Origin of the sequence: Desulfobacter curvatus DSM 3379 (genome assembly GCF_000373985.1) — a bacterium.
Lineage (GTDB): Bacteria > Desulfobacterota > Desulfobacteria > Desulfobacterales > Desulfobacteraceae > Desulfobacter > Desulfobacter curvatus.
Genome location: NZ_KB893083.1, coordinates 1 through 25276, shown reverse-complemented (window position 1 = coordinate 25276; position 25276 = coordinate 1). Strand labels below are relative to the sequence as shown.

Below are 25276 nucleotides of genomic sequence, written 5' to 3'. Positions count from 1 at the left end.
ACGCATGCCCCAGATCCCAAGTTCCAGTGTTGAAGAATTTGAACGCCTGCCCTTCAAAGAGTTTGCCCAGAACGCATACCTGAACTATTCCATGTATGTCATTTTGGACCGGGCCCTGCCCCATATCGGAGACGGTCTCAAACCTGTCCAGCGCAGAATCATATACTCCATGAGCCAGCTTGGACTCTCCTCCACAGCCAAGTTTAAAAAATCGGCCAGAACCGTGGGTGATGTCCTGGGTAAATTTCACCCCCACGGGGATGCCGCCTGCTACGAGGCCATGGTCCTGATGGCCCAGCCGTTTTCCTTAAGATATCCCCTGGTGGACGGACAGGGCAACTGGGGTGATCCCAATGATCCAAAATCCTTTGCAGCCATGCGGTATACTGAATCAAGGCTGTCCAAATATGCAAAACTTCTTTTGGACGAACTGGAACAGGGCACGGTGGGATGGGTTCCCAATTTTGACGGCACCTTGGAAGAGCCCTCCTTGATGCCGGCCCGCTTGCCCAATATTTTGCTCAACGGCACCACCGGCATTGCCGTGGGCATGGCCACCTCCATACCACCGCATAATTTAAGGGAAGTGGCAAAGGCCTTGATCTTTCTCATTGAAAACGAAAGTGCCGACACACAAGAGTTGTGTAAATTCATTAAAGGCCCTGATTTTCCCACACAAGCTGAAATCATAACCCCTGCACAAGAAATTGGCGACATCTATGAAAAAGGAAAGGGACGTGTGAAAATGCGAGCCCGGTATGTCATAGAGGACGGAGAACTGGTGTTCACAGCCCTTCCCTACCATGCGTCCACTGAAAAAATCTATGAACAGATCGCAGCCCAGATCAGTGCAAAAAAACTGCCCATGGTGTCGGACCTGCGGGATGAATCCGACCACGAGGAACCCACACGGTTAGTGGTCATGCCACGGTCAAACCGCGTGGATCTCAACGCCGTGGCCGACCATCTTTTTGCCACCACGGATCTTGAAAAATCCTTTTCGATCAACATGAACATGATCGGCCTTGACGGCCGGCCAGGGGTAAAAAATCTAAAAAAGATCCTGAATGAATGGCTTGAGTTCAGAAAATCAACCATTGAAAAAAAATTCCGGTTTCGTCTGGAAAAAATTGTCAGCCGGCTGCATATCCTGGAAGGTTTTAAAACCGTTTACCTCAATCTTGATCAGGTGATTGAAATCATTCGCAGGGCAGATGACCCGGCCCAAGAACTCATGGACACTTTCGGCCTGTCCGAAATCCAGGTTAAGGCAATCCTGGAAATCCGGTTGCGCCAGCTTGCCAGGATGGAAGAGATCAAAATCACCGAGGAGATGGCCGCGCTATCCGAGGAAAAGGCGCACCTTGATAAGCTTTTGAACTCGCCTAAGGCATTTAAGGCGTTTATGATTGAAGAAATTCAAGAAGATGCCAAAAACTTTGGGGACAAGCGCAGATCCCCCATCAAAGAACGCAAGGATGCCGAAGCCTTTTCGGTTACGGACGTTATCGAGGTGGAGGCGGTCACCATTATCCTGTCCGCCAATGGATGGATACGGACAGCAAAGGGCCATGATATCGATCCTGCAAATGTAAAATTTAGAACTGGGGACCATCTGCTGTGTCATCTGCGCATCAGATCTGACAAACCCATTGTGCTCATTGACACCTCGGGCAGGGCATATACCCTGTTCTCCCATACCCTTCCCTCGGCCAGGGGAAACGGTGAACCGGTCACAGGGCATCTGACCCTTGCCCCGGATACCAGCATATACACCATGATTGCCGCCGAAGATGAAGACCTGTTTCTCAACTGTGCGGACAATGGGTATGGCTATATTATCAAATTCAGTGATTTTTTAACCCATTTCAAAAACGGAAAAGCAGTGATCACGTTATCCCAAAACGATCTGCCTATGGCGCCGCTTCCCATACCGGATGTCAATTCCGACAACGTTGCCGCAGTCACCACCAGCGGCAGGATGCTGATCTTCCCGGTCAACCAGTTGCCGCGCCTGAAAAAAGGCAAGGGCAATAAAATAATCCATATTCCGGCCTCCGGCAAAGGCCCAAATAATCCTGAAAAGCTTAAGTTTCTAAAAATATTGCCATTAAATTCAAATCTTGTTATATATTCGGGCAAACATCTCTTGCGGCTGACACCAGGCAACCAGCAGGATTACACAAGCAAAAGGGGGCGACGGGGGAAGCTGCTTCCCCGTGGATACAGAAATGTTGATGACCTTGAAGTTATCCCCCCACGGCCTGCGACAGATGATACGGATTAATGAAATTATTTTTAACTAAACATTTTATATTACTATCCCTCATTATTGTGACCTTGGGGGTTGTACGATTTTGTGTGCTGATTCACCACCAGGAGATCGGCAGCGCCGTGGATACGGTTGAAAAAATACGCAAAACCGGCAAACTGCGCCTGATTACCAACAAGGCCATTAACACCTATTATTTGTACAATAATAAACCCATGGGGTTTGAGTATGACCTGGTCCGGGAATTTGCCAAGTTCATGAATGTGGAACTTGATGTCATAACTCCGGGCTGGAACAACATGTTTGCGTATCTCCAACAGGGCAAAGGCGATCTTATTGCCGCAGGGATTTCCATTACGGCCCCGCGCCTGGAATATGCGGACTTTTCAATTCCTTACATGACCATACAGCAGCGTATTATTCACCATAACCTCACCTTTGGTCCCAAAGACATCAAAGAGATGGAATCTAAAATTTTTCATATCAGGCGAGGCACATCCTATCATTACAATCTGGCGAATATAAAGGCTTCGGGCGTACCTCTGGAATATGTGCTGCACAACAACATCCCCACAGAAGAACTCATCGGCATGGTCCACGACAGGGAGATTAAATTCACCATAGCCGATTCAAATATCGCCCTGCTCAGCCGGCGTTTTTTCCCGGATATACGCATCGGCATTCCCATCCAGGAACGTGAATCCCTGGCCTGGGCGGTTCGTAAAAACGACAATGAGATGCTCAAGCAGGTCAACAAATTTCTTCTTCATGCCTCCAACACCGGCCTCCTGAAACGCATCACAACCAAATATTATGGCAATATCGACAATTTTGACGCCTATGAGCTGAAAAAATTCCATGAACGCATCAATACCCGGTTGCCCAAATATAAAGACGTGATCAAGGCAGAATCGGACAAACACGGATTTGACTGGCGCCTGATCGCGGCCATTGTGTACCAGGAATCCCACTTTGACCCGGATGCAACGAGTTTTACCAATGTTCGCGGATTAATGCAGGTCACAGAAATAACCGCCAGGGAAATGGGCATTCAAAACCGCCGGGACCCTCAACAAAGCATCAGCGCAGGCATAAAATACCTGGCATTGATGTACAAACGGTTTGATTATATAACGGATGAATCCCAGCGGTTGTTGTTTGCCTTGGCAAGTTATAATATCGGATACGGACACGTCAAAGATGCCATACGCCTGGCAAAGGAGAATGGGTACGACCCCAATACCTGGAAAGGGCTCAAGGCTGCACTTCCTTTGTTGGCCAAGGCAAAATACTATAATCAGACAAAATACGGATATGCCAGGGGCTGGGAACCGGTCCATTATGTGGAGCGTATCCGGACATATTTCGATATTCTCAGACAAAAAAAAGCGGCCATGGCCGGATAACACAAAGTTATGGCCGGATTTAAGACATATCAATCTGCAGTGCGTTGAAGATGTTGTCACCCAGTGCGTTGCAGATACATACCAAATTTAAACGATTTATAACGAAAAATGAGATCATGAATGACCAGAAAAATTCTAATTAATGCAATGGATCCGGAAGAAAACCGTATCGCCATGGTTTTTGACAACAAACTGGATCAATTCCACATCGAAACAGCCGCCAAAGCCGCCACCAAAGGCAATATTTATAAGGGCATCGTCACCCGGGTGGAACCTAGCCTCCAGGCCGTATTCGTGGATTACGGCGCCGAAAAAAACGGATTTTTGCAAAAAAACGAAATACACCCGGATTATTTCCAGGAAGTCGAAAAAAACGACAGATCGCTGTTTAACTTAATTAAAAAAGGCCAGGAGATGATTGTCCAGGTCACCAAAGACCCGATTAATCTCAAAGGGGCCATGCTGACCACCTATATTTCCCTTCCCGGACGTTTTGGCGTGCTTATGCCGGGTAACAACACCAAAGGCGTTTCCCGTAAGATTGTTGAAGAAGAGGAACGAAAGCGGCTGGTTGGGATTCTCAAGAGCATAAAAATTCCCGAGGGCTTCGGAATGATTGTCAGAACTGCAGGCAAGGGCGCCACCAAAACCTTGTTGACATCAGACCTTCGGTACCTGATGCGCGTATGGAAAAACATCGACAAGCTGGCCATGGAAAACCAGGCACCCTGTCTTCTTTATAAAGAACAAAGTCTGGCCGTACGTTCCTTAAGGGACTATTTTACAACAGATATCAGAGAAATCCTCATTGACAATCCAGACACCTACAAAGAAGTTCTGGACTTCATCGGGATGATTGCCCCCAAACAAAAAAAAATTGTCCGGCTGTTCAAAAGCGAGAAACCCATTTTTACAAAATACCAGCTTGAGGAACAGATTTCTTCTATTTACAGAAGAGAGGTGGCGCTTAAATCCGGTGGTTTTATAGTGATAGAGCAGACTGAAGCACTGGTTTCCATTGATGTCAACTCCGGCAAATCCACAAAAAAAAACAGCATTGAGGAGACAGCCTATCACACCAACCTTGAAGCGGCCGAAGAGGTGGCGCGGCAGTTGCGGCTTCGGGATATGGGCGGGCTTATTGTGGTGGATTTCATTGACATGAAGGAACGCCGCCACAAGGCAGAGATCACCAAAACCATGAAAAAATATTTAAAAACGGATAAGGCCAGAACCAAGGTCGGTGGGATCACGGCTTTCGGACTCCTTGAGATGTCCAGGCAAAGAATCCGCCACTCCATCACTTACGGCGCTTATGAAACCTGCAAACATTGCAATGGCCGGGGCATGACGCCGTCTGTTGAAATCCAGGCACTTTCACTGCTTCGCACATTAGCCCTGAAAACCCTGAAAGCCGAACCTGATCAAAAATTTATCTGCCGGGTACCCGAAGAGGTCGCCTATTACATGCTTAATACCAAAAGGGAAGAACTCCTTGACCTTGAAACAAAACGCCAGGTCGTCATAACCATTGAAATAGACAGGACCATGGTATCCGGCCAGAACAGCGTTAATTAGCGTATATAAGTTAAGGTCAACTTGACAATGTCTAATTTTTTATTGTATCTGAAGCAACTTTAGGTGAATTTAGAAAGGAGGGACTTTGCGTACTTACAGGCAAAAACGGCGGCAAAGGATACCTGCTATCACCCTTGCCGTAGCGATTGCGGCAGCCCTGATCGTGGTCTGGATTATTATGGACAGACAATCCGGCAACAATGGGGAGCCTAAAGGAGAAAATACCGAAGTCGCCCAGGATAAATCCGGAGTCCCCGAAACGGATTCTTTGCCGGGGGCCGTGGTCAAACAGATAAGCAAATCCCCTGTCATTGACTATAATGAGCTGGACAAAGAAGGTATTATAAAGGATCTGACGGCATCCCGTAAAAAGGAACTGGGTGTAAATAACAGTGTCGACCTGGTTGTCAAGTCCAATGAAACCTTTACCGTGGGAGATCATACGGTTTCAATGGAGAAGGTCATTGAACAGGCATTTGCAGGCAAGGGTAAGGTGCTGGAAAAGGAACTTGACGAATCCGGTGCCCAAAAGCCCGCGGCATTGACCACTTACGGGGTTTATGTGGTCCAGCCGGGAGACAATATCTGGAACATCCACTTCAGGATACTTAAAGAGTATTACAGCCGTAAAGGGATTCGTTTAGGGGAAACCGCGGATGAGCCCAAAAGTTCAGGCTTAAGTTCGGGTGTCGGCAAAATTTTGAAATTCTCGGAAGCCATGGTGATTATTTATAATCTAAAAGAAAAAAAGGTGACCGCGGATATAAATATCATAGACCCTTTAAGCAAGGTGGTCATCTACAATATGGATGAAATATTTGCCTTGCTTGAACAGATTGATTTTAATCAAGTGGACAGACTCCGGTTTGATGGTAGTAATATCTGGATACCGGTACATTAATTTTTTAAATTTGAAGGAGGAACATGTTTATTAGCACTGCATACGCCATGGGCGCCCCTGGTGGACCTGCCGGACAGGGCGGAGGACTGGCTGGTTTTTTACCCATTATTCTTCTGTTTGCCATTTTTTATTTTCTGCTAATCAGACCCCAGCAAAAAAAAGCTAAAGAACATAAGACGATGATCGAGAATCTTAAAAAAGGCAACCGGGTTGTAACGTCCGGCGGTATTTACGGCACTATTCTCTCCCTGGATGACACCACGATCGGTCTTGAGATTGCCGAAAAAGTTAAAATTAAGGTTGCAAGGGGAAACATTGCAGGCCTGATTTCCGATATTGAGACCCAGGCAAAATCCAAATAAAAAAAGAACAAAATCCTTCAGGAGTGATGAGATTGAAATTTTTTACCATAAAGCGCCTATTGATTATAGGGGTCATTGTTGCTGCAGTTGTATGCCTGCTTCCTACATTTACCAATACCTGGCCCCATAAAAAAATCAACTTGGGCCTTGATTTGCAGGGCGGTATGCATCTAGTCCTTGAGGTACAAAGCGAGGAAGCGGTTAAAGCCGAGCTTGACCGCACCATCAGTCAGCTTAAACTGGATCTGAAAAATAAAAAGATACAGCACATGGGCATTGACAAAGCCCCTGATCATAAAATCATTGCCAACATCTCAGGTGCAGACAACAGGTCAGGTGTGGAAAAACTGCTGTCGGATGATTATGCAGGCCTTGAGATTCCTTCGGTAAAAAATATTGACGGCGGTATTTCCTTTACCCTGCGCCTGCCTGACAAGGAATCGGATTCCATCAAAAAAATGGCTACGGAACAGGCCCTGGAAACCATTCGGAACCGTATTGATGAATTCGGCGTCAATGAACCGGATATCAGAATCCAGAGCGGCAACAGAATTCTTCTGCAGCTGCCGGGTATCAGTGACCCCGAACGAGCCAAAGGCCTGATTGGAAAAACCGCCCAACTCACATTCCAGCTTGTGGATGAACAGGGTGATGTCAATGCCGCGTTAAGCGGCAAGCCGCCTGTTGGGGATGAAATTCTTTACCAGGTGAAAAAAAATGCTGATACAGGCAGCCAGACCAAAACCCCCTTTCTGATCAAAAAGCATGTGGAGCTTGACGGCAGCCAGCTGACCAATGCCCGGGTGGAATTTGACCAGTTCCAGCAGCCCCGGGTGGGTATTGAATTCAGTCGTAAAGGCGCCAGAATCTTTGAACGGATCACCGGTGCCAATATTAACAAACGACTGGCCATTGTGCTGGATAAAAATGTATACTCCGCACCCAATATCCAGGACCGCATTTCCGGCGGCAAAGCAGTAATCACAGGACATTTCACCCTTGAAGAAGCCACGGACCTTGCCATTGCCTTGAGAGCCGGTTCTTTGCCTGCGCCGGTTAAAATTATTGAGGAACGAACCGTTGGCCCCACCCTGGGTGCAGATTCCGTTCGAACAGGCCTGCTGTCCATGCTGGTGGGCGGTGCCCTGGTTGTGCTTTTTATGGTCATTTATTACAAGGGGGCAGGCCTGATCGCCGACATTGCCCTGATTGTAAATATCCTTCTGATCGGTGGTGGATTGGCCGTTTTCGGTGCAACCCTGACCTTGCCGGGTATTGCCGGTATCATCCTGACCATTGGTATGGCAGTGGATGCCAATGTTATTATTTTTGAGCGGATCAGGGAGGAGCTTCGGACCGGCCGGTCACCCAAGGCTGCGGTGGATGCCGGGTATGATCGTGCCACCCTGACCATCATGGACGCCAATGTCACCACATTGATCGCAGCCGCTGTCCTGTTTCAGTTCGGCACAGGCCCCATCAAGGGATTTGCCGTAACCTTGGGCCTTGGTATCGTGGCCAGTCTGTTTACGGCCCTGGTCCTGTCCAAGAGCATCTACGATATGATTCTTGCAAACAAACAATCCGACACATTAAGTATATAAGGAACTTATCATCATGCAGTTTATCAAGCCGGGTACCCATATTGATTTTATGGGAATGCGGAAAGTCGGTTTTATTTTTTCCCTGATCCTGATTCTGGCAGGTATTGTCTCCCTGATTATTCATAATGGCCCTAATTACGGAATTGATTTTGCCGGCGGCACCCTGGTACAGGTAAAATTCCCCCAGAAAGTTGATGTTTCCGACATCCGCAAAGGATTGGACGAAATTGGCCTTAAAGATGTATCGGTCCAAGGATTTGGTGATCAGGCCGTACATGAATACCTGATCCGCACCTCCAGTGATGCAGACGCCCTGGGCAACCAGCTGTCGGACTCCGTTTCGAAAGGATTGAAGGATGCAACGTCCCTTGAGCCTGATATCCGGCGTATTGAAATGGTCGGCCCCCAAGTTGGGAAAGATTTAAAGAAAAAGGCGCTTCTGGCCATTTTCTATTCTCTACTCTTTATTACGATTTACATATCGGGCCGTTTTGAACAAAAATGGACCATTGCCGGCATCACGGCAGGCGCACTGATGGCGGCGGTTTATTTTTTATCTATCTTCAACCTATCCATGCCGTTTCTGATTGCCGCAGCCTTAATTGTCTCTTTGGGGCTGTTCTGGTATCTTCAGCTTCAGTACGCGATTGGTGCCATTGTAGCCCTGATCCACGATGTAACCATTACCGTGGGAATATTTTCCCTGCTAAACCTTGATTTTTCCCTGCAGATCATTGCAGCCCTTTTAACCATCATCGGGTATTCACTGAACGACACCATTATCGTGTTTGACCGAATCAGGGAAAATATCAAAGGGAATTCAGATCATTCCATGGTACCGGACCTGTTCAACCGGAGTATCAATGAAACCCTGTCACGGACCATATTGACGTCACTCACAACTTTGGTTGTGCTGCTGGCGCTTTTCTTCCTTGGCGGAGAAATTATTCACAACTTTGCCTTTGCCATGATCATCGGTGTGGTGGTGGGGACCTATTCATCCATTTTCATTGCATCTCCCATTGTTTTTATGGCCCACAGAAAAAAATAAGGGAAAACTTATCATGCCCGCAGCCAAACAACATATTTTAAGGATTGCGCTGCTTTTCCTTGTTCTTTTTTTGACCACCTCCTGCGGGTCACTGAAAACATATAAATTGACTGCCGGCCGGGCACAGGACGCTACTGTGCCTGACACCGCATCAGTGCCGATAGATACATCGCTTGACCAGGATATCCGCACCAGACATCTGGAAGAAAAAATCAACCGGCTTGAAAACCGGGTTGCGCTGCTGGAAAAAAAATTGAGTTCACAAGCCAAGCCATCTTTGCCCCCAAAACAGGTGGTTCCAGCAGCCGAGCCCAAGCCGGATCCACCGGAGTCACCTTCAAAAACCGGAAATTTAGATCCTGTAAAGCTTTACAAAAAAGGTCGGACCCTGCTGCTGCGGGAACGTAATATTTCTACGGCCCAGACACTCTTTTCAGATTTTGTCAAAAAATTTCCAGACCATGAACTGGCGGACAATGCCCTTTACTGGCTTGGGGAATGCAGCTACACTACAGGTGATTATGAAAAGGCTGCAAAAATATTTAAAACCCTTGTCCAGACCTATCCCAAGGGCCAAAAAGTTCCGGACGCACTGCTGAAAACAGGTTATTCATATATGTCCATAGACGATGTGACCCAGGCCAACCACTACTTTAAGCAAGTCATCACCCGTTATCCCTTTTCACCGGCAGCAGACAAGGCCCAAAAGAAACTATCTCAAACCCAGTAGTTATTTAAATGATGCCCTGTCCGGACACATATCTACCCTGGTTTCTTTTAACGGAACTGCCGGGTCTAAGCCCCCGTGTAATAAAAAACTTAATTGAGCATTTTAAAACACCCGAAGCCGTTTTAGCGGCATCCAAAACACAACTTTTGTCTGCGCCGGATATATCTTCCAAGGCCATAAAAAGCGTTCTTGGACACAAAGAATTTGAACGATGTGCCCAAGAACGCCTTACCCAGGTCCAGGATTCCGGATACAGGGTTGTGGTGTTAACCGAACCTGAATACCCTTCCCTGCTTAAAGAAATCCCCGATCCCCCCGCCCTTTTATTTTATGACGGTACATTCGATATTAATGCGCCCTGTATCGCCATTGTGGGATCACGAAACGCCACCCGGTACGGCATGGATACGGCCCATTACCTTGCAGAACGCCTTACGGCATTTGGCTTTACCATTGTGTCAGGCATGGCCTTAGGAATTGATACTGCCGCCCACAAAGGCGCCCTTGAAAATGAGGCCGGGCAGACAATAGCGGTTCTTGGATCAGGTCTGGACCATATCTATCCCAGGCACAACCGCCCCTTGTACTGCCGGATCAGAAAACAGGGGGTGGTCATTTCCGAATTTTTTCCGGACACCGCCCCGTTGCCTGCCAATTTTCCCCGGCGCAACAGGATCATTGCAGGTCTGTCCTGCGGTACGGTTGTGGTGGAGGCAGCCCAGAAAAGCGGTTCTCTGATTACTGCCCGATTAGCCGGGGAATACAACCGCGAGGTATTTGCTGTCCCGGGCAGCATCAAGTCCTCCAAAAGCCGGGGAACTCACCATCTGATCAAACAGGGCGCGCGCCTCATAGAAAATGAGATGGACATCATTGATGAACTGTCCCAGTTTGTCCATGCTGCTGCAGATATTGCGCCCTCAGATGAACCGACAAAAAACAAACCAACCATGGACAAAATTCAGACCATGGTATATAAAAACCTCGATCTTTACCCCGAGCATATTGATCATATCACCGCATCAAGCGGTCTGACGAGCGCCCAGGTTTCTGCAGCCCTGCTTGACTTGGAATTATCAGGACTTATTGTTCGTCATCAAGGCAATAAATTTTCAATCTTGGAGGAATAAAATTGGCTAAGCCGCTTATCATTGTCGAATCGCCAACCAAAATCAAAACCCTGAAAAAATACATAGGAAAGGAGTATAATGTGGCGGCCAGCGCCGGTCACATCCGCGACCTTCCGGTGAAAAATCTCGGGATTGATGTGGACGACAATTTTAAGGCTAAATATGTCAATATAAAAGACAAATCAAAGGTCATCTCCAATCTGAAAAAAACCGCCGGAGACACGGATGAAATCTTCCTTGCCCCTGACCCGGATCGTGAAGGGGAAGCCATTGCCTTTCATATCATGGAAATTCTGAAAAAAAAGGACCGCAAATTCCACCGGGTCCTTATCCATGAATTAACAAAAAAGGGGATTACCGAAGCTCTTTCCCATCCAACCCAACCGGATGTGGACAAGTATGACGCCCAGCAGGCCAGAAGAAAATTGGACCGGCTGGTGGGCTACCAGATATCACCGCTTTTATGGCAAAAGGTCCAAAGAGGACTCAGTGCCGGCCGGGTTCAGTCGGTGGCTGTTAAAATTATCTGTGACAGGGAGCGAGAGATCCGTGCGTTTAAGCCGGAAGAATACTGGACCATTACCGCGGATCTTGAGGCGGCAAATCCGCCCATTTTCAACGCGGCGTTGATAAAAGTATCCGGCAAAAAAGCCAAAGTCACCAATGGGGAACAGGCCCATGCCATTGTGGCAGACCTTGAAAAGGCCAGTTTCATCGTCCGGGAAATCAAAAACAAAACCATTAAACGCAATCCGTTACCACCTTTTATCACCAGTAAGCTCCAGCAGGATGCCATTAACCGGTTGCGCTTCTCTGCCAAAAAAACCATGGTTGTGGCCCAGCAGCTTTATGAAGGCATTGAGATCGGCAGCGGAGGGCCAGAAGGTCTGATCACTTACATGCGTACGGATTCCACCCGTATTGCCCCGGAAGCGGCCGAGGAGGCTTTAAGCCTGATCCGCCAATCCTATGGAGACGCGTATGCCCTGAATGCGCCCAGATTCTTTAAAAACAAAAACAAGGCCCAGGATGCCCATGAAGCCATCCGCCCCACCTCGGTTCACAACACCCCGGAAAACCTGAAAACCTTTCTGTCGCCAGACCAGTTTAAACTCTATGATCTGATATGGAAACGGTTTGTGGCGTCCCAGATGGCCCAGGCCCTGATTGACCAGAAATCCATTCTCATTGATGCAACAGAAAAGTACCTGTTTTCCGTTTCAGGATCAACGACCCGGTTTGACGGCTTCATGCGGTTGTATGCAACCCAGGAAAAAAGCGATGAAAAAGGCATACAGTCCCTGCCGCCGGTGGAACCTAAGGAACAGCTGGCAACCCGCAAAATCAATCCTGACCAGCATTTTACCAAACCCCCGCCCCGGTTTTCCGAAGCATCCCTTGTCAAGGAGCTTGAAAAAAACGGGATCGGAAGACCATCCACTTATGCATCCATTATCGCAGTGATCCAGGATAAGGGATATGTGGAACTGATCAAACGGTATTTTACCCCCAGCGAACTTGGCTTTATTGTTAATGATCTTTTAGTGAGTGCATTTCCTACTCTTTTAGATATTTCATTCACGGCACAGATGGAGACCAATCTTGATGATGTGGAACAGGGAAAACTTAACGAAGTTGAACTGTTAAAAGCCTTTTATTCCGATTTTAAAACCACCTTGGATGACGCCAAGGACAATATGGTTTCCGTCAAGGGCGTGGGCATTGAAACCGATATCAAATGTCCTTTATGCGGAAAACCCGTGAATATTAAAATCGGAAGAAACGGCCATTTTCTGGCCTGTACCGGATATCCCGATTGCAGCTTTACCAGTAATTACACAAGGGATGAAAAGGGCAACATTGAAATTGTCGAAAAAATCCAGGACAGCGAACCGGTCAAGGACTGTCCTAAATGCGGCAAACCCATGGTGATGAAAGACGGCAGATTTGGATTGTTTGTTGCCTGTACCGGATATCCCGATTGCAAACATACGGAATCGGTCGCCCAGGAAAACTCAAGTAAAGATACAGGGGTACCCTGTCCTGAAAAAGGATGTGACGGCACAATAGTGGAAAAGCACTCAAAACGTGGAAAAATATTCTACGGATGTTCCAGATATCCGGATTGTACCTTTGCCACCTGGGACAAACCTGTCAACGAAAGCTGTCCTGACTGCGGCAGCCCCTATCTATTGGAAAAAGAGACAAAGCGGGACGGCAAAATCCACAAATGTCCGAACCGTGAATGCGGATTTAAAAAAAGTGTTTTGCCTGTTCCGGAAGAATAAGATTAAATACCTTTAAGTAAACTGCCAAGGTGCTCCCGGGCATAGGGTGTCATCTCGGAAAAATATAATGCGATCCCGCCAGAATCTGTTCTGACCACAGTGCCGGTAAGTTTAAAAGGCCTGGCCTGACCGGGTACGGAGAAGACGATTTTTGCCGGTATCCCGATATCCGGATGCATCCTGGAGTTGATCAACACCCCGGAGGCACTCACATTTTTGGCATTAGACTGTATAACTTTGCCACCAACCAGAACATCCATTTCAATGGGTTTATTCACCCGGGGATAGGCTCTAGGGTCTTTGAGCTTGTTGATATACGCCAGGACATCCTTTTGAAGCTCCTCGGTCAGGGAACGGACTTCCGACATTATCTCATCCAGGATGGCATCGTCTTTTGAAAATTGATCCGTCACCTTTTAACTCCTTGTCTTTAATTAATCATGAATTCAATGCTTGTTTTAGATCCTGTGCAGTAAGTATCGTATTGTGTTCAACGCCTAAAATCCGGGCTGCCGTTTTTACGGCATCGACAAAAGAGCCCCCTGATTGCCTCAAATCTTTGAGGGCATACGCCCCCCTTGATTTTGACAGTTTTTCGCCATTTTCCCCGTAAACAAGCCCGTGATGGAGAAACCGGCATGCCGGAAATGATGAAAAAACAAAACATTGGGCAAGATAAATCTGGGCAGCAGTGGACAAAAGAAGGTCCCGCCCCCGGACGATAAAATTAATACCGCCGTCTTCATCTTCCAAAAGGCTTGCCAGATGATAACTGGGTTGGTCATCCTTGCGCCAGACTACAAAATCACCATATGAAGCGGCCAGATCAATAGGCTGATTATTCACCTGAATACAGACATCATTATTCACCTTTAGCCGGATGGCATGAAGGCCCGGCTCAAATGCAAGACCGGCATCCCGGCATGTCCCTGGATACACGCCATTGAGAGAGACTTTTTTTATGGATGCCCGGCTGCACCGGCACACGAAGGTATGCGGATCTATTTTATCTGATTTGTCTGCTTTATTCAGGGTTAGGGCCTGTAACCTGTCCCGATAATACTCTTTTTTCTTATGCAAAGAAAATTTCTGATAAAAATCATCCGGCCCTGACGGTCCAGTATCCCAGTCCAGCCCCAGCCAATCAAGGCTGGTGAAAATATCTTCCAGCACATCGGGTCTGAAACGGATACCGTCCATATCATCAATGCGCAGGTGAAGACGCCCTTTTCGGCTTCTGACAATGGCCCAGGTCACCAAAAAATTTACGGCATTGCCCAGGTGCAAAAAACCGCTGGGGGTTGGTGCAATGCGTGACACCGGATTTGCCGGCACATTGGAGAAGCGCAGAGGCGAACTGTTTTCAAAGGTTATGGACTTTTCATGCACCGCGTTCTACCTTGTATTTTGGACCTAAAATCCATGAACTCCCAAGACCTATTTCATGGTAACCACCGGACAAGGGGCATTGAGAACCACGGCCTGGGCTGTGGAACCCAGCAGCAGCTTTCCGACCTTGGTTCTGTTTTTCACACCGATAATGACTTCATCCGCCTGGGTTTCCTTGGCAAAATTAACCAAATCATCCCCGGGATCAATGCCGCGAATCAGTAAATGGGTTTCACAGGGGATCTGTTTTTTGTCAAAATGGGTTTTGGCCTCTTCCAGACCGGCTTCAGTTTCAATGATCCGCTCCTGATCCTTTTCCATGCCCTCGGGCATTATGGTAGCGATCAATACAGTTGCATTGAAAAGTTGTGCCCGTTTCAATGCGAGTTCAAGAAGATTTTCCGCCTGGTTTGTGCCACGTTTGTAGCCCACGATAAGTTTCATCTACCATTATTCCTTAATTTGCGCATTTTTAAATAGTTAAATGGTTTATCCTAAAATGATTCCGGCCCCGGCCGCAAGGATAAAAAGGCATTTTTGCCCCCCCCTGCGACTCCCGTCCATGACCATAGCGCCGGTTTTATAAAAAATTTTAGAGAACAAAACAAGACAAACTGTCCCCCCCAGTTGCCTCCAATTGACTTTAGGTTCAATCTAAGCTTTTGTAAAGCTTCAATTAAAAGGTATAGCCCATGGAGAAATAAAAACATCCCTTGCTTTCATTATCTTGGGGATCTAATTTCCAGCCATACAAAAGACTGATAGGCCCCACCGGTGTCTGACGCCGCAGACCGATACCCACACTACTTCTGAATGATTCCGAGATGTCAGGTTCCTGGATTTCGGTTAGGGTTCCGGTGTCAAAAAACAGGGCAAACTCATAATTTTCACCCAGACCATATCGGGCTTCCACAGAGCCCAGAATCATGGATCGCCCCCCCACAGCACTGTCGCCGTCATGCTTAAGCATGTTCTCATCAAACCCTCTGACGGTTGATGCGCCGCCCAGAAAATAGAGTTGGTCATTGGAAATATGGGAATTACTCCCGTAAGTCCCCATATACCCGTAGCGGCCGCGCGTGGCGATAACCAGGTCATCGGTGACCGGCCAATAATAGCGCAGCTCCAGGCCGTATTTGTAAAAGTCATCCTGACTGGAGCTTACGCCCTTTAACACATCAAAGGTTGTGGATGCAAACAATCCGTTACGGGGATGGACAAGGGAATCGGTGGTACGCCAGGTAATCCCTGTATTGGCCTGGCCGATATGGCGCACCCCATAATCGTCCCTTTCACTTTCACTAAGTTCACGATCCACCCTAAGGTACTGGTCCCGGTATTCATAGCCCCCACCTAAAGAAAGACTAATCTTCTCATTGTGAAAAGTGCGCAAAAAAGTCTGGGAAAGGCCATGGGATCTGATGCCGTAGTCTTTGTTGAATGCCTCGATTTCTTTTGTATAAGCCTTGCTTGTGGAAATAACGCGGGTGGAAAGAAACCTTGGCTCGGTCAGGGAAAGATCCATACCGTAACCCACCTGGCTCCACTCAATACCGGCCTGGGCATTCAGGTTATGGCCTAAAAAATCATTATCCCCGATACCGGTTTCCACGTACACATGCCGGGAAGTATCATAACCACCGGCAAACTCCACATAATAGGGTTTTTTCTCGGATATCTCCACAATCAGGTCTGTCTCGGGCTGCCGTTTTTTAAGGCCTGCAACTCTAATCCTGACCGTATCCACGGCATTCAAATCTTGAATGTTCCTGCGGGATTCCACAATTTTAAGCATGGAAAACGGCTCTCCCGGCGCAATCTCCATCTCATCCTCAAGCTCTTCCGGTTTCATCCGCAGGACCCCGGCATAAAAAATCCTGCCCACCACCACCTTGGGTCCCTGGTCCACATGATAGGTGATCCGTATCCGGGTTCTGTCCTTGGAAAATTTAGAGTCCGGTTTCACCTGGACATGGGGGTAGCCTTTTTCTGATACCGCCTGCTGCAGTGCTGAGATATCATCATCAAGCAGGGCACTGTCATACCAAAGCCCCTCATTCATGGTCATGACATCACGAGCCTCATTCAAAGAAATGACCGAAAGCCCCTGGATATCAATCTGTTCAACCTTCGTCCTGGGACCTTCCTTTATGACGATCTCAACGGCAACCTGTTTTTCCTTTTTATCCGGCGCATCACTGATCTTGATTTTTTTATTTACCCTGGCTTTTGTAAACCCTTTGGTAAAATATAATGCCTTAACCGCTTTGAGGTCATCTTTCAGTTCCTTTTGGCTGAAAGCCCCTCCTTTCCGGGTCAAAATATTTTTTTTAAGTTCCTTTAAAGGCAAGGTGTCTGCGCCACTTATTTTAAGCTCAGATACCCTGTACTTGAGCCCTTCGTCTATAACGATATTGACCTGCCGCACACCCGGTAGTTGTGAATCATCTTTTTCCTCGTCTTTAACTTTTGCATCTCGAAAGCCCTTCGCTTCATACCGTTCCCTGATATTTCGCAGGCTTTTTTTCAGGGCAAAATCGTTTTTGTTCCCATTCTCTTTGAGCGAAAGTTCTTTTTTTAAAGACCACTTGTAAAAAGCCTCGTTACCTTGAATATCAATTTCGTACAGCGGGCCTTCATCAATGCTAAAAATAACATCCACGGCATCGCGGCCCTTAACCGGCAACGTCTCTGCCGTCACCTGAACATCTGCATAGCCTTTCTGCCGGTAAAACTGCATGACTTTTTTGATATCATCCTTCATTTTTTTTTCTGTAAACCGGTTCCCGTGCCACGGTAAAAGGGATGCTCGCCAGGTCCCGGTTATGAATTTAAGACGGGCCTGGCCGATATTTTCATTGCCTTTAAACTCAACCCGGCGGATCTTGTAAAAAGGACCTTTGTCGATATCCACACTAACAACGTAACGATAGCCATGTTCCACGGCAGAAACATCAACCTTCGGCGCATAAAACCCCTGGCGCTTGAAAAGTGTTTCCACCCGCAGGGCCTGGTCTGCCATTTCCTTGGCCTGATAAACACCCCCGGCCTTGATGGTCATTTCATTCAACACTTCCTGCTCAAACAAGGGAAACGCATTTTTAATATGAATATCCCGTATCCGGGGAAAAGGGGTCAATTCAAAGACCAGTATCATACCTTGTTCTGTTCTTTCCGGGTCCGGGACATGGATGAATTCAAAAAGCTGTGCCTCTGTTAATGCCTTTATGGCAGTATTCATAGCCTCGACAGAATAATCATCGCCAACGTTTACGGGGATAAAACTTGAGGCAACGGACTGCCAGCGCGCCTGTTTTTCAGAAGGACAATGAACAATGATTTTGATATCCGCCACCTTGCCGGCATCTGCCGCAAATACAGGTACAGCCACCCCCAGATGAACACAGACCGCAAAAACCCAAAAAACAAAAAAGCGCATTTCTATCTAAATTCCAACCTGAATTTAAGTTCACCACCCAACTTGCCGCTTGTGTCCTGAGAACTGCTCAGCAGCAGGTGTTCCAGAAGCTTGTAATAGGTAGTCACCGTATGCACGGTCTCTCCGCTACTGACATCTATGCCATAGGCAACACTGAGCTGGCGGGAAAGATCTGTACCTAAACCGACATGTACACTGGTTTCATCGCCCTGGCGATCCATACTGAAGCTGACCTCGCTTAACCCAGTGGCATCCTTAATTTTTCCACTTAAAGAATCCAACATCATCTTAGCAATGGCTGCTGCCGACATTGAACCGCCGCCACTGTCCGCACCCATTTCATCCGTGGTTTTGCCAAATGCAATCAGGGAAAGAATATCTGCATCCGTAGCATCAAGGTCTGAAGAGAATTTCAGCACCAGGTCATCCGGCGTGCCGGTCACGGACAAGGTAATGGTATAAGATGAGATCGTGGTTTCACCGGTCAGTTTAATCTCGGGTTCGATTTTATACGGGTTAATAAAATCAATGGACCCTTCGGTGATTTCAAATTCCGCTTTCTGGAAATGAATAGTTCCCTCATCCACCACTGCCCGGCCATCGAGAGAGGGCGCATACGCCGTGCCCCTGACACTGATATCAGGACTGATGGTCATGGCCGCCAGGTTGTTGTCCACGGCAAAGGCTTTTCTGCGGGTAACATAAATATTGAGCCCAATGGTTTTTAAAAAATCGGGCCCGGGCTCCCGTACTTTGGGGCGGGATTTTTTGGTTGTCTGGGCGGCAATACTCACCAGACTAAAATCCACATCTTTATAATAGGTACCTTCAAAGATATCTATCCGGCCTGTGATCGCTGATTTATCCATAGAACCTGCCCAGGTCAATTGACTGTTCAACGTCATTTCCAAAGTATCAGGGACATTCACAGGGACCCGGCCGGCGTCAAGGTTCAGCTTAAACGTATCCGGCATGCCGTTTTTCAGTTCGGCCTTTCCGGTCAGCGTTATTTCACCATCACCAAGATTGGCTGTGACATCCTGGATATCAACCGCCTCAGGGGTCAGTACAATGCGGCCCTTAATTTTCTGCAAAGGCTCTTCTAAGGCCTGGAGGTCCAGGGTCATGTTTGAAAAATCAACACTGCCGCTGATATCAGGAGAGGTGGATTTGCCCTTGGCATGCAGCGAAACATGAATATCCCCTTCTGCAGAATTGATCCCGTCTACCAGGGGAACAAATATAGACACCGGCAGGCTGCCGGCGGCCTCAGCAGACAGGTCACCTTTAATATCGCCGTTGGCTGACAGGGTCAGCCAACCCTTGTCCATGATTTGAACCGGCACAGAATCAAGCTTGAACCGGCCACCTTTGAGCAGGGCGGTGACATTTTCCATGCGGATCAACATCTGTTCCTGCTTGGCCAATGCCAGGCGGGAGATATTCACAGATGCCTGCAACGCTTCAGGGTTATCCAAAGGCCCGTGCACCGCTACGACGGCAATGGCATCCGCTACCATGTCCGGGGCATTGGGAAGGCGCAGATCCAACGCTTTAATACGCCCTGAAATATCCGGGGCAAGCAGGCTGCCCTTAGCAGAGATATCCAGGCCCAGCCTGCCCGAGGCAAGGGCGGCACCGGCAGCCGGGTCAAAACTTTTAAGGTCAGTTTCAGGGATGACGGCCCGGACATCAAGGGTCTTGTTCCCCACATTAACTTGCCCGGTAATGTCCAGGTGCGCATTATCTTTTCGGATACGCGCCTGTTTAACGGTCAGAATATTGTTAATAAGCCTAAGCTTTGCCTGGATGCTGTCCAGGGCATATGTTTCAAAACCCGGATTCTCTCCTGAAAATGAGACCTGAATATCCGGCCTTTCCAGAGACCCGGTCCCGGTTAATCTACCGAAAAAAGTGCCCCTGGCACCCAGATTCGGGGCCAGTTCGTCCAGTTGAAGCTGATTAAAATCCACGGTTAGATCCAGGGCATGATCCGGCCCCGTCCCGCCCAGTGCCACGGTACCTTCGGCTTTGAACGCCCCCTGGTTACGTTTAAGTATTAAATCCTGAATCCGAAGCACCCCCTGGTCAATTCGAGCCTTACAAAGCAATTCATCGGCCTGAACCCCCTTGGAAGACAAATTTTTGGCATTGATATCCAGGGTCAGATCCGGTGTCGGCAAAGCCCCGTTGACCATGGCATGGATATTGGCACTGCCCGAGCCCTTTTGGCCCACCAGGCTTAAGGGGACGGACATGTCTGCCACATCCAGATCCAGATTTCCCGTCATTGTCATGGTTTTGGGATCAAACCCCGGCATATCCAGCCGAAAAGCACCTGAACCGCTCATGCCGGGTCCGTCCAAGGTCAGGCCGGTCAATGTCAGATAGTCTTTTTCCAGTTCAGCACCGGCCTTAAACTGCACTTGTGCGGATTCGGACATCCGGGGCAAAATCAGATCATGGGCCGTAACATCCAGGTCGGCATGGGCAGACATCTGGCCGGGTATCACACCCTGCCCCCGGACCCGGACCTGGGCGGCAACTTTCCCCTCCGGGGTACTTTCCCCCAATTCAAGGGCCTCCAGAGCCAGACTGTCCGGATTAAGAAAAAAGGCATAGGCCAGGGTATCCAAACCGGCCATGGAGCCGGCAAATCCCTTTGGAAAGAGTTTTGACAGATCCACGTTACCGCCGAAAGGTATGGTCCCGGCCGGCAGTTCTATCCGGCAGTCTTTGAGGGTGAGGTGCCTGTCCTCAAGCCCGGCGTAAATATTTATACCGGATATGGATGTATTGTTTATACTGCCCCGGCCAAACTCACACTGAATCCGCCCCCGGGGATTGTCGATACCGCCTTTAAGGGTTAGATTTACCCGGCCGCGTCCCTGGACCAGCTCATCCGGCAGATCAAAGGCCTTTGTGGCCAACGGTGCTTCCACATCAAGGGTGGCCGTGATATCCGGCGTCACTGTTCCAAAAAGTTCTGCAACAGATCCCCGGGCATTAAATTCCATTCCCGGCATCCCGGCATGGATATTTATATTTGAAATTTTGTCCTTATCAATACGGGCATGGACACCAAAGGATTCAAGGGTAAGATCCTGCTTCCCAAATCCCAGATGGCCACCGGCCAGGGCCACTTTAATCGAAGCAGAAAGGTCTGCCAGCTTAAACCCGGTCACTTCAACGGACAAATTTGAAAGATCCGTATTAAATTGTGGGGCCGTAACTTTTAGATGTGCCTGATTCACCTTGAATTCACGGACCCAAAAATCAAACCCCGGGGACCTATCATGCCCGGACGCGTTGGTCTCTGCCGGTGTCCCGGTGTCGGATACCAGGGCCGACAAAATGTCAATATCGCCCTGATCCGAGATGCCGATATCAAATACAGGCTTGTCGATCAGAATTTGGGCCAATTCAATTTTGTGCCGGGTCAACCCGGACCAGTCAACCTTGGCCGCCACCAAAGAGATACCTGCCAGTTCTTTGCCGCCCTCCCCCTTAAGGTGAACACCGGAGATCTGAATTTTTCCCGCTCTAAGGTCCAGGCGGAACTGTTCCCATGACAGGGAACCGGGAATCGTCTTGTTGACCAGCTTTTGAATAAAATCTTGGGCAGGCTTGCTCTCAATAAAAAAAAGACCGGAGACAACCAGTCCGGTCACAAGGCACCCTCCCAGTAAACATGTCAAAAAAATAACCTGGAACCAGCGTCTTTGGAAGAATTTTCCGGAACTACGGAGGGGTTTGGAAGGGGCTTGAGAATCTGTGGGGGCTGCCATATGCTTATGCAAGTTAGGGTTCATTTAACATCTTTTTAATTTTTAGGCCATGCACCAGATCATGTCAAGGCAGACGATATAGATAGTTACCAAGCGGCAACAGCTTTATGATGATCCGACCATTGAGTGGATTCTTTCAGGATTGTGTTATGCCAATATGTCTTCAATTGGCAAAAATTGCTTGCTGTGACGAACGGTTGGAATAGATATTCGTTTTTCTTCACGCCGAGATACCATTCTATAATTCCGTATTACTTCTCCTACATTTTAACGTACTATAATCTGATGCGCAATGCGTTTTTTGAATGCACAACAGCGAATGAAAATGTTACTTTTATCTTAAATTTCATTTTATTATTGACATAAAAATAATGATATGGTTCTTGTAACTTTATGCATAAGGACTTAAAATTTATCGGAGATAATATCCGTTCTTTCCGACAGTCACGCAACTGGACCCTGGCACAACTGGCGTCAAAGATCGGAATTCAGGAAGGACCGCTGGGACGCATCGAGCGGGGCGGCAACCTGCCGTCGGCCACGGTTATCTATAATCTGGCCCAGGCACTGGATATCCCCACCGACGCCCTGTTTGCCCCGGACCCATCCCAAGCCAGGGCCGCAGCCACTAAAACAGACACCGCCCATGTAACCATTGAACCCGATGCATCAGTTCCCCAAAAACCGTTGTTATTAGCATGCAGGGAACTGATGTCCGCCTTTCATACCCTTGAAGACATCCTCGGGGTTCAGAAACACGCCCTGCTGCCTTTGTCTATTCCCTTTGAACCGGACTACGCCGGTATGGAACAGCTTGCAGGCCAGGTCAGAACCACCATGGGCACGGGCGACGCCGTGGTATTTGATTATCTTGAACTCTTTGAAAATTTCGGTTTACGGGTTCTTTTGTTTCCCTTCATGAAACCTTCAGAAAATTTGGACGGACTCTCTTTTTTCGAACCCGTTCACCAGAACGCCTTTTTTTTCATCAACTCCCGAAAAAATCCGGAAAAGCAACTGTTCTGTCTTGCCACGGAATTGGGCAACATCCTGATCTTCAATCAAATGAAAATTCGAAAAGACACGCTTTTTCCGGATACAGGCTTAGCATCCGGGCCCCGGCCCATCAATCCAAGACGAGCGGCCAAACATTTTGCCGCCACCTTTCTCATGCCGGAAAGTGCAGTACGAACCACCGTGGGCCAGCTTGGTATCCGGCCTGACACCTGGACCTGGGATCTTATTCTGCGCATCAAGCACAGGTTCGGCATCTCCACAGAAGCCTTTGTCTACCGGCTCAAGGAGCTGAGCCTGATCACCGAAGAATCAACCAACACCTACATACAGAAAATAAAAACCCACTACAAACACACCGGCTTTGGCGAACCCGATGCTTCCCGCCGGATACTGAATGCCAATGGACGTTTTTTCGATCTTTTGCTGACAGCAGGCAGCGATGACACAGCCGGACAAGAAATAGAACGGATTTATGCCATGGCCGAGGAGCTGAAACTTGTGATAATTTAATCCAGTTGAATTAGAACCCTTTATCTCAAAAAGGGACTCCGTGGAGACGAGAATGAAATATTACGCCCACAGTTTGCAAGAAAAGCCTAAACAAGAATGGCAACTGTTGGAAACTCATTTGATGAACGTTGCCAATATGGCGGGTTGTTTCGCCGATAGCTTCCAAGCTAAAAAATGGGGGCAGTGCGCTGGATTGTTACATGATTCCGGCAAAGCAACCTCAGCGTTCCAACGCAGACTGGAAGGCAGCACGGAACGAGTGGATCATTCAACATTTGGCGCTATCCTGGCTAAAGAAACAGGAGGTAATCTTGGTCTGCTTTTATCCTATGCAATCGCCGGACACCATGGAGGAATCCCGGATGGAGGGGAACAGGAAACCCAGCTGCATTTCCGATTAAAACACAAAAAACCACAAGATACTGAGAATCTTGATGTGTTAAATCCTTGTCTCGACGGAAAGTTGGCTTTCCCTTTTAAAATATCAAGGGAAACCGGTGGTTTTTCTCTTTCTTTTTTCACTCGAATGATCTTTTCATGCCTTGTTGATGCAGACTTTTTGGATACAGAAAAATTCTGTTCCCCTGAAGTTGCCAGAGAAAGGGTCTGTTCCCAGGAAAGGAAAGACTTACTTGAACTCCAACGAAATATGACCGTTTACATGAATGACATTCTTGCAGGAGCGCAACCAACTTATGTAAACGAACTTCGAAAAATCATACTTGAGCAATGCAAAGAAAAAGCCAAATTACCGCCCCAATTTTTTTCTCTTACAGTGCCTACAGGTGGCGGAAAAACGCTGTCCTCCATGAATTTTGCTTTAGATCATGCAGCGGAGCATGGAATGAACAGGATCATTTATGCGATCCCTTTCACCTCAATCATTGAACAAAATGCAGGAGTTTTTCAAAACATTTTTGGGCAAGACTCGGTTCTCGAACATCATTGCAATTACAAGGAATCGGAAGAACCGGAGGAGGCCACATATAATAGGCGACGCGGCTTGGCTACAGAGAATTGGGACAGCCCGATCATTGTTACCACCAATGTTCAATTTTTCGAGTCTTTCTTTAGTAACAAGTCATCTCGTTGCCGTAAATTGCATAATATTGCCCGTAGTGTCATTGTACTGGACGAAGCCCAGGCTGTCCCTACCGATTATCTTGAGCCCTGTCTTGCCGCTCTTCGGGAATTGGTCGATCATTACGGCTGTACCATTGTTCTTTGCACTGCTACCCAGCCGGCTTTTGATGACACAAGCAGTTTGTGCGCGGCTTTGCCAAAACTGAAAGAAATAATTAATGACCCTAATCTAATTTTTTCAAAATTAAAGCGCACCAATGTTTCCTTTATCGGAAAAAAAACAGATGAAGAAATTGCAGGTCTTGTAAATAATGAGGACCAGGCGTTGTGCATTGCGGCAACCAAAGCTCAAGCCCGGGCAATATTCGATCTTTTGAGTAAGGATGATGCCGGCGTTTTTCATTTATCCACGAATATGTACCCGCAGCATCGAAAGCGGGTACTTAAAAAAATAAAGGAACGTTTGAAAGAAAATCAGTGATGTCCGGTTAGGTTTTTGCTTGTTCGCTAAATGTAATTTTTTGATCTTTGACAATATTGTCCCTGTTTAAACTATGAGACGTATCCTCGTCGTGCCCAATTAGGTCGTTCAAGATGGCAGTTCGTAACTGTCGAACTCTTTTAATAGAGACCTTCTCATTAAACTCGTTTCGACAGTAGATTGCCAGCAACAGGTAAGTGATAAGGCCACTAAGAATTTGAACCATAAGACCATATTCACTGCGGGC

The 25276-nt window shown here is 47.7% G+C and carries 17 protein-coding genes and 1 pseudogene; 12 read left to right on the top strand and 6 right to left on the bottom strand.

Annotated elements, in window-relative coordinates; all coding sequences use genetic code 11:
- Positions 1 to 4 precede the first annotated feature (4 nt).
- The 10 genes from parC to topA all read left to right on the top strand — a co-directional run bounded on the left by parC (position 5) and on the right by topA (position 13322).
- On the top strand, positions 5 to 2287 hold the full coding sequence (gene parC, locus B147_RS0119330) for a DNA topoisomerase IV subunit A (protein ID WP_020588857.1): 2283 nt from the start codon (positions 5 to 7) through the stop codon (positions 2285 to 2287).
- Positions 2287 to 3678: a membrane-bound lytic murein transglycosylase MltF gene (gene mltF / locus B147_RS0119325; RefSeq protein WP_020588856.1), complete on the top strand. Its 1392-nt coding sequence runs from the start codon at positions 2287 to 2289 to the stop codon at positions 3676 to 3678. Before parC ends, mltF begins: the two co-directional genes overlap by 1 nt.
- A 120-nt stretch (positions 3679 to 3798) precedes the next feature.
- Entirely contained in the window at positions 3799 to 5256 is a 1458-nt protein-coding gene (locus tag B147_RS0119320; protein ID WP_020588855.1) for an Rne/Rng family ribonuclease, read from the top strand.
- Between the two features lie 85 nt (positions 5257 to 5341).
- Positions 5342 to 6157: a hypothetical protein gene (locus B147_RS0119315; RefSeq protein ID WP_020588854.1), complete on the top strand. Its 816-nt coding sequence runs from the start codon at positions 5342 to 5344 to the stop codon at positions 6155 to 6157.
- Between the two features lie 23 nt (positions 6158 to 6180).
- Positions 6181 to 6519 carry a preprotein translocase subunit YajC gene (yajC, locus tag B147_RS0119310; protein WP_020588853.1) on the top strand — a complete coding sequence of 113 codons (339 nt, stop codon included), beginning with the start codon at positions 6181 to 6183 and terminating at the stop codon, positions 6517 to 6519.
- Between the two features lie 32 nt (positions 6520 to 6551).
- A complete protein-coding gene (gene secD / locus B147_RS0119305; protein ID WP_020588852.1) occupies positions 6552 to 8123 on the top strand; it encodes a protein translocase subunit SecD in 1572 nt (523 codons plus the stop codon).
- A 13-nt stretch (positions 8124 to 8136) separates the two neighbouring features.
- On the top strand, positions 8137 to 9174 hold the full coding sequence (gene secF, locus B147_RS0119300) for a protein translocase subunit SecF (RefSeq protein ID WP_020588851.1): 1038 nt from the start codon (positions 8137 to 8139) through the stop codon (positions 9172 to 9174).
- A 13-nt stretch (positions 9175 to 9187) separates the two neighbouring features.
- Entirely contained in the window at positions 9188 to 9904 is a 717-nt protein-coding gene (gene ybgF, locus B147_RS0119295) for a tol-pal system protein YbgF (protein ID WP_051085692.1), read from the top strand.
- Between the two features lie 8 nt (positions 9905 to 9912).
- Entirely contained in the window at positions 9913 to 11034 is a 1122-nt protein-coding gene (dprA, locus tag B147_RS0119290; RefSeq protein WP_020588849.1) for a DNA-processing protein DprA, read from the top strand.
- A 2-nt stretch (positions 11035 to 11036) separates the two neighbouring features.
- The gene (gene topA, locus B147_RS0119285; protein WP_020588848.1) at positions 11037 to 13322 is read left to right on the top strand and encodes a type I DNA topoisomerase; all 2286 of its coding nucleotides are present in this window, start codon (positions 11037 to 11039) and stop codon (positions 13320 to 13322) included.
- Positions 13323 to 13324: 2 nt separating this feature from the next.
- On the opposite strand, the gene B147_RS0119280 is transcribed toward topA, so the two are convergent.
- The 5 genes from B147_RS0119280 to B147_RS0119255 all read right to left on the bottom strand — a co-directional run bounded on the left by B147_RS0119280 (position 13325) and on the right by B147_RS0119255 (position 21821).
- Positions 13325 to 13735 carry a PilZ domain-containing protein gene (locus tag B147_RS0119280; RefSeq protein WP_020588847.1) on the bottom strand — a complete coding sequence of 137 codons (411 nt, stop codon included), beginning with the start codon at positions 13733 to 13735 and terminating at the stop codon, positions 13325 to 13327.
- A gap of 25 nt (positions 13736 to 13760) precedes the next feature.
- Positions 13761 to 14711 (bottom strand): glutamate--tRNA ligase family protein, encoded by a 951-nt coding sequence (locus tag B147_RS0119275; protein WP_020588846.1) that lies wholly within the window; start codon positions 14709 to 14711, stop codon positions 13761 to 13763.
- A 48-nt stretch (positions 14712 to 14759) separates the two neighbouring features.
- Positions 14760 to 15155 (bottom strand): universal stress protein, encoded by a 396-nt coding sequence (locus tag B147_RS0119270; protein WP_020588845.1) that lies wholly within the window; start codon positions 15153 to 15155, stop codon positions 14760 to 14762.
- Positions 15156 to 15387: 232 nt separating this feature from the next.
- A complete protein-coding gene (locus B147_RS0119260; protein WP_020588843.1) occupies positions 15388 to 18150 on the bottom strand; it encodes a POTRA domain-containing protein in 2763 nt (920 codons plus the stop codon).
- 2 nt (positions 18151 to 18152) lie between these two features.
- Entirely contained in the window at positions 18153 to 21821 is a 3669-nt protein-coding gene (locus tag B147_RS0119255) for a translocation/assembly module TamB domain-containing protein (RefSeq protein ID WP_245569060.1), read from the bottom strand.
- A 510-nt stretch (positions 21822 to 22331) separates the two neighbouring features.
- Between B147_RS0119255 and B147_RS0119250 the strand changes: the two genes are divergently transcribed.
- Entirely contained in the window at positions 22332 to 23465 is a 1134-nt protein-coding gene (locus tag B147_RS0119250; RefSeq protein WP_020588841.1) for a helix-turn-helix domain-containing protein, read from the top strand.
- 52 nt (positions 23466 to 23517) lie between these two features.
- Entirely contained in the window at positions 23518 to 25029 is a 1512-nt protein-coding gene (locus B147_RS28945; protein WP_020588840.1) for a CRISPR-associated endonuclease Cas3'', read from the top strand.
- Between the two features lie 7 nt (positions 25030 to 25036).
- Here the strand turns inward: B147_RS28945 and B147_RS33355 are convergent.
- Positions 25037 to 25276, bottom strand: a pseudogene (locus B147_RS33355) (IS4 family transposase); the annotation flags it as partial.

Bases quoted from the DNA above. Each gene is read 5' to 3' on its own strand.
- parC (WP_020588857.1), top strand. From the start codon at position 5: ATGCCCCAGATCCCAAGTTCCAGTGTTGAAGAATTTGAACGCCTGCCC.
- mltF (WP_020588856.1), top strand. From the start codon at position 2,287: ATGAAATTATTTTTAACTAAACATTTTATATTACTATCCCTCATTATT.
- B147_RS0119320 (WP_020588855.1), top strand. From the start codon at position 3,799: ATGACCAGAAAAATTCTAATTAATGCAATGGATCCGGAAGAAAACCGT.
- yajC (WP_020588853.1), top strand. From the start codon at position 6,181: ATGTTTATTAGCACTGCATACGCCATGGGCGCCCCTGGTGGACCTGCC.
- secF (WP_020588851.1), top strand. From the start codon at position 8,137: ATGCAGTTTATCAAGCCGGGTACCCATATTGATTTTATGGGAATGCGG.
- ybgF (WP_051085692.1), top strand. From the start codon at position 9,188: ATGCCCGCAGCCAAACAACATATTTTAAGGATTGCGCTGCTTTTCCTT.
- dprA (WP_020588849.1), top strand. From the start codon at position 9,913: ATGATGCCCTGTCCGGACACATATCTACCCTGGTTTCTTTTAACGGAA.
- B147_RS0119270 (WP_020588845.1), bottom strand. From the start codon at position 15,155: ATGAAACTTATCGTGGGCTACAAACGTGGCACAAACCAGGCGGAAAAT.
- B147_RS0119260 (WP_020588843.1), bottom strand. From the start codon at position 18,150: ATGCGCTTTTTTGTTTTTTGGGTTTTTGCGGTCTGTGTTCATCTGGGG.
- B147_RS0119250 (WP_020588841.1), top strand. From the start codon at position 22,332: ATGCATAAGGACTTAAAATTTATCGGAGATAATATCCGTTCTTTCCGA.
- B147_RS28945 (WP_020588840.1), top strand. From the start codon at position 23,518: ATGAAATATTACGCCCACAGTTTGCAAGAAAAGCCTAAACAAGAATGG.